The sequence below is a fragment of the Lacticaseibacillus boliensis genome (assembly GCF_054784775.1).
This window is the reverse complement of sequence record NZ_BAAIHN010000014.1, coordinates 1-12,184: the sequence shown is the minus strand read 5'-3', so window position 1 is coordinate 12,184 and position 12,184 is coordinate 1. Positions and strand designations below refer to the sequence as shown.

Genomic DNA, 12,184 nt, shown 5'->3' with positions numbered 1-12,184 from the left:
GGAATTTGGCGCATTATCGCCTATAATTAAGCAGATTACAACTGTATATGTCGTGATAATCCAAATATTCGGAGTTAAGGAGAATTAATCTATGAAAGTTCGTCGTAGCGATCGGCTGATCGACGAGACCCGTTACCTGTTGGAACGTCCCCACACGTTGGTGCCGTTGACCTTTTTCTCAAAGCGGTACGACTCTGCGAAGTCTTCGATCTCTGAAGACCTCGCCATCGTTCGCCGCACCTTTGCGCAACGGCAGACCGGGATCCTCGAAACCGTGCCTGGCGCCGCTGGCGGGGTGCGCTATATCCCTGTGATGGGCAAGGCGGAAGCCAACGACTTTATCGGGGCCATGGCTAACCGCCTCAGCGAAACTGATCGGCTGTTGCCAGGGGGCTATGTTTACTTATCCGATCTGCTCGGGACACCAGAAGTATTGCGCCAGATCGGCCGCTTGATCGCCACCCAATACTTAGACCAGAAAGTCGACGCCGTGATGACGGTGGCGACCAAAGGAATTCCGATCGCGCAGTCGGTGTCGCAGTATCTGAACGTCCCGTTCGTGATCGTGCGCCGGGATTCGAAGATTACTGAAGGCTCGACCGTGTCAGTGAACTATGTGTCTGCCAGTTCCGCGCGGATCGAGAAAATGGAATTGTCCAAGCGCTCTCTTGAAGCCGGCAGTGGCGTTTTGATCGTCGACGACTTCATGAAAGGCGGCGGCACGGTCAACGGGATGCGGAGTCTGATCGCAGAATTTGATGCCAAGTTGGTCGGCATCAGCGTGTTTGCAGAAGGTAATTTCTCAGGTGACCGTATGGTGTCTGACTATACAAGCCTGATCCGCGTCGATGAAGTCGACACGAAGGCCAATACGCTACACGCCGTGGCGGGCAACTATCTGGATAAGAATGCAGAGCGCTTGGAGGCATTGATCAAGTGAGTGCGTACCTTTTTCCGGTTAAAATGGCAGTACTGACCTTTCCGTTTTTGGCGTTGGGGCTGGCGCTGCCTTTTTTGATCGTGCAATACCGTCGCTTTGGCAGCTTCCAGTTCTGGCGGGCCGTGGTGGTGTACAGTTTCGTCTTTTACATGTTGGCGGCGTATTTCATGGTGATCCTGCCGCTACCCAGCCGTAGCGCGGTGGCGGCGTTGACGACGGCCAAGTTCAATCTGGTGCCGTTTATGGCGTTGCGTGAGTTCTTGCACACGACGGTTTTCAGTCCAATGCATCCGGGCACGTGGCTGGCAGCGATGAAACAGCCGGGCTTTATCCAACCGGCATTTAATATCGTTTTGACGCTGCCGTTTGGCGTGTATCTGCGGTATTATTTCAAGCGCCCGCTGTGGCAGGTGCTGATGCTGAGCTTCGGGTTGTCGTTGTTTTTTGAGCTCACGCAACTGTCTGGGCTGTATGGCTATTATCCGCGGCCGTATCGGTTGTTTGACGTGGATGACCTGATCTTGAACACCAGCGGTGGGGTGCTTGGGGGCTGACTGGCCCCAACGTTGCTGCGGGCGTTTCCGACGCGTGACGAGATGGATGCCAAGTCGCTGGCGCGAGGGCAACATGTCAGCTTGCTTCGTCGCTTCGTCGCATTTGTGATCGATAACGCTGTGGTGATGGGGATTATCTCCGGCTTGTTGAGCCTCTTGGCGCGGTTGTTAGGCGTAGAAAAGCTTTTGCCGGGCTTGTTGTTGCAGCTCGTCTTGCCAGTATTTTTCGTGCATGTGCTGGTGCCAACGTTCAATCGGGGGGCCACTTGGGGTAAGGCTTTGGTCAAGCTACAGGTGGTGGACGCAGAGGGGCGACCTGCAGGCTTTTGGCGGCTGTTGTTGCGGGCGCTGTTGCTCTATGGGCTTGCCTTGCAAAGCGGTCGCGGCTTCATGTTGATGTTCACCGAGATTTTCTCAAAGTTTCACCGTAGCGAGCTGAATTTCATTCTGCTGGGGTTGTTTGGGCTTATCATGGCTTTCTTGGTGGTTAACTTCTTGTGGGAGTTCGTCACGCGCGATAATCGTTATTTCTATGATGTCTGGGCGCACACCCACCAGGTCAGCACCGTGAAACAAGTTGATAATCAAAAATGAGCTAGGGAACCCGGTTCCCTGGCTTTTTAGATTCGGCAACCCAAAAGGGACGGTTCTTGTCAGCGATGGGACACTGGGCTATCATAAGGTAAATCGAATTCACAAAGGAGTTTATCATGTCTGCTAAATTCACGATCATTCTCGCTGCCGGCAAAGGCACGCGGATGAAGTCTTCGTTATATAAGGTGCTCCACCAGGTTTGTGGTAAGCCGATGGTCGATCACGTTTTAACTCAGGTCGAACAGACCGAACAAGACGCCGTGGTCACTGTCGTCGGTCACGGTGCAGAAGCGGTCGAAGAAGCGCTTGGCGACCGGACTCAGTTTGTTGTGCAGGCCCAACAGCTTGGCACCGGGCACGCCGTGTTACAGGCGGAACCACTGTTAGGCGACCGTGAAGGCGAGACCCTGATCGTCAGCGGCGACACGCCGCTGTTTACGGCCAAGACGTTTGAGAAGTTGTTTGCCTATCACGAAAAAGCAGGTGCCAAGGCCACGGTCCTCACCGCCGTGGCCCCGGATCCTTTTGGTTATGGTCGCGTGATTCGCAATGCGGATGGCTCCGTGCAAAAAATCGTGGAACAAAAAGACGCGACACCTGAAGAAGCGGCGGTGGCTGAAATCAACACCGGCGTCTATTGCTTCGACAACAAGAGCCTTTTTGCCGCGTTGCATCAAGTCGGCAACGACAACGCGCAAGGCGAATACTACTTGCCAGATGTGATCGAGATCCTCAAGGCGCAAGGCGAAGTCGTTGCCGCTTACCAGATGGCAGACTTCACCGAGTCGATGGGCGTCAACGATCGCGTGGCTTTGGCGGCCGCAACCAAGGTCATGCAACAGCGGATCAACGACGCACACATGCGCAACGGGGTGACGATGATCGATCCGGCGACGACTTATATCGACGCAGATGTGGTCATTGGCAACGATACGGTCATTGAACCCGGCGTTTACCTCAAAGGCAAAACTACGATCGGCTCCAATTGTGTGATCGGGACCCATTCTGAACTGCGCGACGCAACGATCGAAGACGACGTCCGAGTGACCAGCTCGACGATCGAAGAATCGATCATGCGCAAAGGTTCTAACATCGGGCCTAACTCGCATCTGCGGCCGCAATCAGACATTGGTGAAGGCGTCCACATCGGGAACTTCTGCGAAGTGAAGAAGGCCACACTCGGGCCGCGCACTAAGCTGGGGCACTTGTCTTATGTTGGGGATGCGACACTGGGGGCTGATATCAACATCGGTTGTGGGGTCGTCTTCGTCAACTACGATGGCGTGCACAAGTTCCACACCACCGTTGGCGACAAGTCTTTCATCGGCTCCAACGCCAACATCGTGGCACCTGTCGAATTAGCCGACCACAGTTTCGTGGCGGCGGGCTCGACCATCACTAAGGATGTGCCGTTCCACGCCATGGGGATCGCGCGTTCGCGGCAGACCAACAAGCCAGACTTCTGGGATCGCTTGCCGATCGCAGATGACCCTGACTGGAACTGATCAAGACAAAAGTACATGCAAGCGTCTCTGCCGCCCACGCCTGAAAATCAGGTGTGGGCGGCAGAGACGTTTGTCGTTTCTTCAGGCCAAATGTTCGCCAGCGTGCGGGATAATCAGCAGCTGAATGAGAATTGCATGGCTTTCAGATTAAGTTCTTTTGTTTTCATCCGCTTACATGTGGATTTGACTCCCCAGAGGGGATGCTTTTTTGCTATACTAGAGCGTGTGTGAGCACGAGGAAACCGGTGTATCGTTCGGGTTTATCACTCACTGCGCTGTAATTGCTAAACTAATTCAGGTGGAGGAAACCATGCCAGAGCATTATGCTGATCCAAAGTTGAAGATTTTTGCCTTGAACTCGAACAAGCCACTTGCTGAAAAAATCGCCAAAGAAGTCGGCGTCGAGTTGGGAAAGTCATCTGTTAAACGGTTCTCCGATGGGGAAATTCAAATCAATATTGAAGAGAGTATCCGTGGGGATGACATTTATCTTATCCAATCGACGTCTGCGCCGGTTAATGATAACTTGATGGAACTCTTGATCATGATCGATGCGCTGCGTCGGGCTTCTGCCCACACAATCTCCGTCGTTATCCCGTATTACGGCTATGCGCGTCAAGATCGTAAGGCCCGTTCACGCGAACCGATCACGGCTAAGTTAGTCGCCAACATGCTTGAACGCGCCGGTGCGACCCGCGTTTTGGCTCTTGATCTACACGCCGCCCAGATCCAAGGCTTCTTCGATATTCCTGTCGATCACTTGATGGGGGCCCCGCTTTTGGCCGACTACTTCTTGCGTAACCACTACAACGGCGAAGATACTGTTGTCGTTTCACCTGACCATGGTGGTGTTACCCGCGCGCGGAAGCTGGCCGAATTCTTGAAGGCACCGATCGCGATCATCGACAAGCGCCGTCCGCGTCCTAACGTTGCGGAAGTGATGAACATCGTCGGCAAGGTCGATGGCAAGCGTTGCATCATCATCGATGACATGATCGATACTGCCGGTACCATCACTTTGGCTGCGGCAGCGTTGAAGAACGCCGGTGCGACCGAAGTGCTGGTCGCCGCAACCCACGCGATCTTCTCCGGTCCGGCGGTTGAACGTCTGGAAAACTCTGTGATCGAACAAGTCGTCGTCACCGACTCCATCCAGTTGGCAGAAGATAAGAAGATCTCGAAGCTCGTGCAAGTTTCTGTTGGTCCGCTGATCGGCCGTGCCATCACCCGGATCCAGGAAAACAAGCCGGTTTCACCATTGTTCGAAAACCGCTTCAAAAAATAAAGTCAAGTCAGCGGCGTTCTCGATTCTTGAGGCGCCGCTTTTTTTGAATTCACCTAAAAAATCGCTTTCATTCAAGGCTAAATAGGCTTAAGGTAAAACCGGTAAGGTAACGCTGACGACAATAGGAGGACAAGATGTTCCAATTTTTGACGTATCCGATGTTCGTGGCCGAGAATCCTGATGATGCTAAGCATCGCTTCACCTTCACGAGTCCAGACTTCACCGATCTGTGTGTGCAAGGCGCGACGATCGTCGACACCGCCCACAAAAGTGGCGCTCAGATCGCGCACATGATCGATGCAGGCGTGCCGGCACCGCAACCCGGTACTGTCCCAACAGACGGAAGGCGCGTGGCTTACGTATCCGTCGACCGGCGGGGCTGACAAAAGAAGGCTGACAACACCGAGATCTGGGGCTGTCAGCCTTCTTTGTTTGGGGTTTTATTCCATGATCTTGCTCTTCTTGGTGATCGCGTGCATCTTGTCGATCAGCGGGCGAATCGGTTCTTTGAGCAACAGGCCGCCGAAGAAAAAGACGATCCCGAACAACGCGAGGTGCCAGAGGTCTGAGATCAGGTTAGGCCAGTAGATCCCGCCGACGGTTTCGCGCAAAGCGTTGACCGCGTATGTGAACGGCAGCCAAGGATTGATCATCTGGAAGAATTTCCCGGATAACACGACCGGGAAGTTGCCACCGGCACCAGAGATGGAAAGCACCAAGATGATGATCCCGATGCCTTTGCCAATGTTGCCAAACAAGGCGATCAGGCTGTACAAGATAGAAACGAACACTGCCGCCAGGCCCATGGCAAACAAGAGGTATAGCGGCTTGTTGACGACGTAGGTCCCGATCAAAAACAGATTGCCTAACGCGGCGATCAGCCCCTGGCACATGCCCAGCCCGACAAAGGTCAGCCAGCGGGCGATGTATTGTTGTTTGACGGTGGCGGCCTGCAACGCCTCTGGCAGGTGGTACTCGGTGATCAAGATCGCGCCCAGAAGCAAGGCACCCACCCAGATACATAACGCGAGGTAAAACGGTGCGGATTGTGAGCCGTAGGTGGGGATGGGATAGAGGTCTTTTTCGTGGAGCGTCACCGGATTGGCGAGAAAATTAGCTTCTTTGCCTGCGTCGCGGCGCAATAGCTTCAGCAAAGCGCTGAGGTCCACATTTTGCTCGCCGGCTTTGATTGCGGCGGCACTTTTTTGGATGGCGGTTTTCAGTGTCGGCCAGTCGTCTCGGATCAGTTGGTGGGCGTCGTCTAATCCGGAAGCCAGCACCGGCATCTTGGTATTGGCCAGGTCAAGCGATGTGGTGAGTTCCTTTTCGATCCCCGGCAGGTCGTTGTTGACGAAGGCGGTGGCGGCCTTGAGCTTGGCTTTCAGCGTCGGGAAGTCGTTTTGGTAAAGTTCAGCCACGGTGTTGATGCCACCGGTGATCTGCTGCATGTGGCCGTTAAGTAGTGTGTTGGCATCTGCCAGCTCTTGTTTTAACGCCGGCAGTTCTTGCTGGGCTTTGGTCAACACCGTTTGGGCCTGTTGCAAGAGCGCCTTGGTGTTTTTCAAAAGGCTTGGCATCTGCGGTAAGACTTTGGTGTTGATGTCGTTGAGCGTCGTGTCTGCGGCGTTTAGCGCCTGCTTAAACTGTGCGATCAGGTGTTGCACGCTGGCGTCTAGGCCGATGTTTTGTAAGGCGGTGGCGTCTTGGGCAAAACCGTCTGCAGTTTGTTGCAGACTAGCCAGCCGGCTACGCAGCTGGGTGGTCGACAAGCTGGGGGCCGCCGCGGCCAAGGCGCTGGCCTGGCTGGCGAGTTGCGTCGCGACGGTGCTGGTGGCTTGCAGTTGCTGAATCGCAGGGTTCAGGCTGGTATTGTTGTCGTCGGGGTGCAACGCATGATAGCTTGCCTGCAGTTGCTGCAGCGTCTTGGCAAGATTGGTGGCGGTCGTCGCGGTGTTGTTTTGACGTTCAGCCATCTGATTCAGCAGCGTGGTGATAGCTTGTTTGGTGGTTGCCGTGTCTGTGCTGTCGTCGAGATCGGCAAGCTGGGTATTGATCGTCGCCAGGTCTTGGCTGAGGCGGGTGTTCGCCGTTTGAATCAAGGTGAGGCCCGCGGTTGTCGCGTTTTGCACGATCGTTAAGCTGGATTCAACCTGAGGCAGCACCTGTGATTTTGTCGTTTTCACGGCGGCTTGGGCCTGTTTGCCAAAATTGGTTAGGTCTGGCAAGGTACCGTCGACGCTGTCGATGGCTTTGAGACCTTGGTGCGTGACGACAAGCGCCTTTTGCACACCCGATTCCAGCTGGGAGAAGTTGGCGTTGACAAGTTGCAGCTGGCGCCCGGCGTTGGTCACCTCAGGCAGCTTGCCGCGCACTTGCACCGCGAGTTGGCCGGCTTCGTCGGCCAACGGCAGATAGTCGTTGGCTTTGGTGAGCTTGGTCGCCATTTGGTTGACCTCTGGCAGATAACTCGCCATCGCGTTGGCATCGTCGAGCTTTTTTTGGATGCCCGGCAGTTGGCTGCGGACAGTTTCGACTTCGTTGAGGTAGGATTCGATTGTTGGGAGCTGATCGTTTGTTTTCGTGACCAGACTGGCAAACCGGCGGATCAAGGGCAGGTTATCGTCGAGTTGGATGCCAGCTTTGTTGAACTCGGTCATCAAGGTCTTGGCGACGGTGTCGACAAACTGCGTCGAGATCGTGGACTGTAGCGTCGTGGCGCCGCTGGCAGTGATCTTAGGCGCGATCGCGTTGACCTTTTCGTTGACGTAATAGTCCAATTCCGGTTTCTTGACCTTGCCGTCAACAATGGTCAGCAGGTCTTTGGAAAAAGACTGCGGCACCACGATGCCGGCATAGTATTTGCCTGAGCGGACGCCTTCGACCACCGCTTGTTTGGAGTGGACGAAGCGCCAGCCTAATTTTTTGTTGTGGTGTAATTCGGTCATCAATTGTGACCCGATCGCAACCTTTTGATGGTTAAAGGTCGCGGCCTGATCGTCGGAATACACCGCTACGGTCAGGTCTTGGGTGTTGCTGTAAGGATCCCACAGCGCCCAAACGTTGAACCAACAATACAGCGAGGGAATGACGACCAAGGCTAAGACGAGTAAGAAGGCAGGAGGACTCTTGATTAGCCGCCGCCAGTCGAGCAGAAACAGTTTGCCGATAGTACGCATGATCATCCTCCAATATTTTTATTAATAATATCATTAATTCACATGCGACTAAAGGCACATTTAAACAGCCACCAACTCGTTTTGAGTAGATGGCTGTTGTGATGTATAGCGCTTGCAGGGATTGACGCTGTCCGGTAGCGCAAGCGTGTAGTTGGCTGTAGACCAATCGCGGTCGGGTGCGGGCGAAAGCGACTCCAGCAGGTTTCAATCTGTCGTGGAGAGGGTGCTCGGCGGAGCTAACTCAGCTTTGCTGAGTGGATCTCCACCTGCGCCTTGCTGTAAGCGACAAGTCGCTAACAGCAATCTCACCACGTCAGATTGACCTGATTCCATCACTTTCGCCCGCACCCTAGAATCTACGTATCAGAATAATTTAGCATGCTGGTAAAACAAGTTTCCGTTAATCAGAATTCTGTCCATGGAATCCACAATACATATCCCGTGCAGACAATTATCTTTGAAAATTTGCACCATGTTTAGCACGTTGAGTGGATGTTTATATTCACCCGGATGTGAGTCCGGAAGGAGGAAGTGGGCTAGTGGCGCGGAGGCGGAAATGGCAGTATGCAGTGACAACGCCAACGCCTGTGAGACAGCTCTGCTGGCTTACCGGTGTTGGCGTCGGCAATTTTGGAGACGCGAAGCGGCTTCGAAATTAGTCGTAAGACTGCGAAGCAGGCTGCAGACGGCCGCACAGCATACTGCCATTTCTGCCGTAGCAGAGCTAGACCGTTTCCTCCTGGAGGACGGCCGACACACTTACGCTGCCGGACAGCGCTGGTTAATGCTTCAAGAGGCGAACGCGGTAAACGGCATCGATGTTGCGTAAGTGGGTGAGTAGGGTGTCATTTTCGAAGGCGTTGTTCGTGTCGATGATCGAATACGCGACTTCACCGCGGGCGGCGTTGCTCATCGATTCGATGTTGACGTTGGCCTTGGCGAGCAGCGTCGCGATTTGGCCGACCATGTTGGGAATGTTTTTGTGCATGAGCGTCAAGCGGTACTTGGAAGTGAACGGCACCTCGAGGGTAGGGAGGTTTACCGAGTGGACGACGTTGCCGGTTTCCAAGAAATTCATGATCTGATCTGCGCCTTGCACCGCACCGTTGGCCTCGGCCTGCAAGGTCGACCCGCCAATGTGTGGCGTGACCAAAACGTCGGGGCGGTTCAAGATCTCGTCGTCGCCAAAATCGGTCATGTATCGCTTGATGTGGCCGCTGTCCAAGGCCTCGCAAACCGCGTGATTGTCGACGATCCCGCCGCGGGCAAAGTTCAACACGACCGTTCCTTTAGGCATCAATGCCAGCTCTTTGGTACTGATCAGGTTGATAGTATCGGGATTTTTTGGCACGTGGACAGACACATAATCTGCGTGGGCGATCGCGTCTTCCAGGGTGGCGGCACGCACCGTGGATGTCGGGATATGCCAAGCGTCGTTGGCGGAAAGGTAAGGGTCGTAGCCGATCACTTTCATGCCTAAGTCACCGGCGGCGGTGGCAACGCGTGCGCCGACGTGGCCGACGCCGATCACAGCCAACGTTTTGCCGGTGAGCTCGGTACCGTTGAATTGCGTTTTTTCCGCCTCAGTGCGGGTCGAGATATCGGCACCGGAGTTGTGGGCGGCATAGCGAGCGGCGGAGAAAAGGTTCCGGCTGGCGGTGATCAGCATTGCGATCACCAATTCTTTGACCGCGTTCGCGTTGGAGCCTGGGGTGTTAAAAACCGCGGTGCCGTTGGCGGTAGCAACATCGAGCGGGATATTGTTGAAGCCGGCACCACAACGAACGATGGCCTTGAGATTCTTGGAGAAATCATAGTGGTGCAGATCGACCGACCGGATCAAAAAGGCGTCGGCATCGTCGGTTTGGTTAAGCTGGTAGTTGGCACTGAACTCTTGGAGCCCGGCGTCAGCGATGGCATTGAAGGTTTTGATTTGATACATAAGTTACTCCTTTGTTGTGGGTGAAAGGGACGGTGTTACACGTGAAACTACGCGTGTTGTTCAAAGTCGTTCAGGAAGTCGATCAGCGCGTCGACGCCAGCCAGTGGCATCGCGTTGTAGAGGCTGGCGCGGAGGCCGCCGACGCTACGATGGCCTTTGAGGTTCATCAGGCCGCGGGCACTGGCGGCATCAACGACGGCTTGATCGATAGCGGCGTCGCCGGTGTTGAACACGACATTGGTCAAAGACCGGTCGGCTGGCGCGACATAATTGTGGAAGCGTTTGGACTGATCGAGGAACGCGTAGAGCTTGCCGGATTTTTCGCGGTTGCGGCGTTCCATCTCGTCGACGCCACCGAGCGTTTCCACCCAACCGAGAGTCAGGTTTAGCGCATAGATGGCAAATACCGGCGGGGTGTTGTAAAGCGAATGTTTACGGTCAAAAAGGCTGTAATCTAGCGCGCTAGGAACGGCATCGACATTGGTTAGCAGGTTGCGGCGGACGATCACCACGGTGACGCCTGCCGGGCCGAGATTTTTCTGCGCGCCGGCGAAGATCAAACCGAAATCTTGAACGTTATAGCGTTGTGCCAAGATATTGGAAGACATGTCACCGACCAACGGGGTGTCACCGACTGCCGGAAGCGTGGTGTAGGCGGTGCCTTCAACGGTGTTGTTCACGCAGATATGTAAATAATCATAGACGCCTTGGGCCAAGGGCTGAGGGAGTTGGGGCAGGTGGCGGTAATGGTCCGCTTTAGTCGTCGCCAGTACGTCTGCGGGGATCCCGAGGCGTAAAGCCTCGCTGGTTGCTCGGCTCGACCACTGGCCGCTGTCGAGCACGGCGATGTGCTGATGGGTGGTCGCCAGGTTCAAGGGTGCTGCCGCAAATTGTCCGGTGCCGCCGCCTTGCATGAACAAGACCGCGTAGTCGTCGGGGATCGCCATCAGGTGGCGTAGGCGGGATTCCGCTTGTTGAATGATGGCATCGAAGGCCGCAGAGCGGTGCGAGATCTCCATCACACTCATTCCTGAACCGTTGAGCGAAGGCAGTTCTTCTTGAATCTGGTGGATGACAGGCTTGGGCATGACGGCGGGCCCAGCGGCAAAGTTATAGACGACCATAATATTCCTCCTAGAGTTTAGATATAAAAAACGCGCCTTCACAATGACTGTGAAGGCGCGTGATTAAGTCGTTATTCACGGTCTCACAGTAATTGACTGCGAGACCACTTGGCGGAAGCACAAAGTTGGTCTACACAGCTAAGGTGATAGACCATGATGATGACATGAGGTTGTTAAGGCTGATTTTTGGCATTGCATTGACCTCCGCTTCGTTGTTAACTAAGATAGCACGGAATTCAAATGGCGTCAATATTAAAAGACGATTAAGACAAGATGATAGGAGAGCTTATGACCACATTCTACTTCATTCGCCACGGCCAAACCACCGCTAACGCGCTTGGCCTCAAGCAAGGCACTATCAATGATGAGCGCACCCACCTCACGCAAAAAGGCCAGGACCAGGCGCGACACCTCGCCCAGCAGTTCCCACTCACAAATATCGCGGCGTTATTTGTCAGTCCCCTAGATCGAACCCAAGAAACTGCCGCCTTGTTGGATCCCCAAGGGCGCCTGCAACATCAGCTTGACCAGCGGTTGCTGGAGATTTCTTATGGAAGCTGGGATGGCCAGGCTAATGCGGATTTGCGTGCCGCTTATCCAGCGGTTTTTGATCCGGTGTTAAACGATGTGTTGCCCAGTTATGTGGATGTTGCCGTCGACGGTGAGACGTTTGCCCAGGTGCAACAGCGCGTGGCAGATTTCATGCGTACGACTGCGGCGAGCTATCCCGATGACAATGTCGTCTGTGTGACCCATGGCTTCACGGTCAAAGCCGCCGCGCTGGTTGCTTTGCAACCCAAAGACCCGATGACGTTGCCTGAGCCAGACAACACCAGCGTCACAAAGTTGAGTTTAAAAAACGACAAGTATTATCTCTGGTATTACAACCGCTTTGACGCGCAAACCTATTAGTTAACGTAAGCGTTCGTTCTCCGGTAGCGTAAGTGTTTTGGCCGTCCTCCAGGAGTAAGCGGTCTAGCTATGCTACGGCGGAAATGGCAGTATGCTGTGCGGCCGTCTTCAGCCTGCTTCGCAGTCTTACAACTAATTTTGAAGCCGCTTCG

8 protein-coding genes and 1 pseudogene are annotated in these 12,184 nt (G+C 54.4%); 6 read left to right on the top strand and 3 right to left on the bottom strand.

What is annotated here, in order from left to right; translation table 11 throughout:
* The first annotated feature begins 91 nt into the window (after positions 1 to 91).
* The 5 genes and pseudogenes from purR to ACYVRB_RS07355 all read left to right on the top strand — a co-directional run bounded on the left by purR (position 92) and on the right by ACYVRB_RS07355 (position 5,261).
* Complete coding sequence (purR, locus tag ACYVRB_RS07375) at positions 92 to 940, top strand: pur operon repressor (protein WP_461214500.1); 849 nt, start codon at positions 92 to 94, stop codon at positions 938 to 940.
* A pseudogene (locus tag ACYVRB_RS07370) lies at positions 937 to 2,088 on the top strand (VanZ family protein). Before purR ends, ACYVRB_RS07370 begins: the two are co-directional and overlap by 4 nt.
* Positions 2,089 to 2,204: 116 nt before the next feature.
* Positions 2,205 to 3,593 carry a bifunctional UDP-N-acetylglucosamine diphosphorylase/glucosamine-1-phosphate N-acetyltransferase GlmU gene (gene glmU / locus ACYVRB_RS07365; protein ID WP_461214498.1) on the top strand — a complete coding sequence of 463 codons (1,389 nt, stop codon included), beginning with the start codon at positions 2,205 to 2,207 and terminating at the stop codon, positions 3,591 to 3,593.
* Positions 3,594 to 3,903: 310 nt separating this feature from the next.
* Positions 3,904 to 4,878, top strand: coding sequence for a ribose-phosphate diphosphokinase (locus ACYVRB_RS07360; protein WP_461214497.1), 975 nt, complete (start codon positions 3,904 to 3,906; stop codon positions 4,876 to 4,878).
* A gap of 134 nt (positions 4,879 to 5,012) precedes the next feature.
* The gene (locus tag ACYVRB_RS07355; protein ID WP_461214496.1) at positions 5,013 to 5,261 is read left to right on the top strand and encodes a hypothetical protein; all 249 of its coding nucleotides are present in this window, start codon (positions 5,013 to 5,015) and stop codon (positions 5,259 to 5,261) included.
* Positions 5,262 to 5,318: 57 nt separating this feature from the next.
* Here the strand turns inward: ACYVRB_RS07355 and ACYVRB_RS07350 are convergent, their stop codons facing one another.
* The 3 genes from ACYVRB_RS07350 to serC all read right to left on the bottom strand — a co-directional run bounded on the left by ACYVRB_RS07350 (position 5,319) and on the right by serC (position 11,120).
* Positions 5,319 to 8,054, bottom strand: coding sequence for a YhgE/Pip domain-containing protein (locus ACYVRB_RS07350; RefSeq protein WP_461214495.1), 2,736 nt, complete (start codon positions 8,052 to 8,054; stop codon positions 5,319 to 5,321).
* Between the two features lie 781 nt (positions 8,055 to 8,835).
* Positions 8,836 to 9,996, bottom strand: a complete 1,161-nt coding sequence (locus tag ACYVRB_RS07345) for a phosphoglycerate dehydrogenase (protein ID WP_461214493.1) — start codon at positions 9,994 to 9,996, stop codon at positions 8,836 to 8,838.
* Between the two features lie 47 nt (positions 9,997 to 10,043).
* On the bottom strand, positions 10,044 to 11,120 hold the full coding sequence (gene serC, locus ACYVRB_RS07340) for a 3-phosphoserine/phosphohydroxythreonine transaminase (RefSeq protein WP_461214491.1): 1,077 nt from the start codon (positions 11,118 to 11,120) through the stop codon (positions 10,044 to 10,046).
* 288 nt (positions 11,121 to 11,408) lie between these two features.
* Between serC and ACYVRB_RS07335 the strand changes: the two genes are divergently transcribed.
* Positions 11,409 to 12,032 (top strand): histidine phosphatase family protein, encoded by a 624-nt coding sequence (locus ACYVRB_RS07335; RefSeq protein WP_461214490.1) that lies wholly within the window; start codon positions 11,409 to 11,411, stop codon positions 12,030 to 12,032.
* Positions 12,033 to 12,184: the final 152 nt, after the last annotated feature.

Bases quoted from the DNA above. Each gene is read 5' to 3' on its own strand.
- purR (WP_461214500.1), top strand. From the start codon at position 92: ATGAAAGTTCGTCGTAGCGATCGGCTGATCGACGAGACCCGTTACCTG.
- glmU (WP_461214498.1), top strand. From the start codon at position 2,205: ATGTCTGCTAAATTCACGATCATTCTCGCTGCCGGCAAAGGCACGCGG.
- ACYVRB_RS07360 (WP_461214497.1), top strand. From the start codon at position 3,904: ATGCCAGAGCATTATGCTGATCCAAAGTTGAAGATTTTTGCCTTGAAC.
- ACYVRB_RS07355 (WP_461214496.1), top strand. From the start codon at position 5,013: ATGTTCCAATTTTTGACGTATCCGATGTTCGTGGCCGAGAATCCTGAT.
- ACYVRB_RS07350 (WP_461214495.1), bottom strand. From the start codon at position 8,054: ATGCGTACTATCGGCAAACTGTTTCTGCTCGACTGGCGGCGGCTAATC.
- ACYVRB_RS07345 (WP_461214493.1), bottom strand. From the start codon at position 9,996: ATGTATCAAATCAAAACCTTCAATGCCATCGCTGACGCCGGGCTCCAA.
- serC (WP_461214491.1), bottom strand. From the start codon at position 11,120: ATGGTCGTCTATAACTTTGCCGCTGGGCCCGCCGTCATGCCCAAGCCT.
- ACYVRB_RS07335 (WP_461214490.1), top strand. From the start codon at position 11,409: ATGACCACATTCTACTTCATTCGCCACGGCCAAACCACCGCTAACGCG.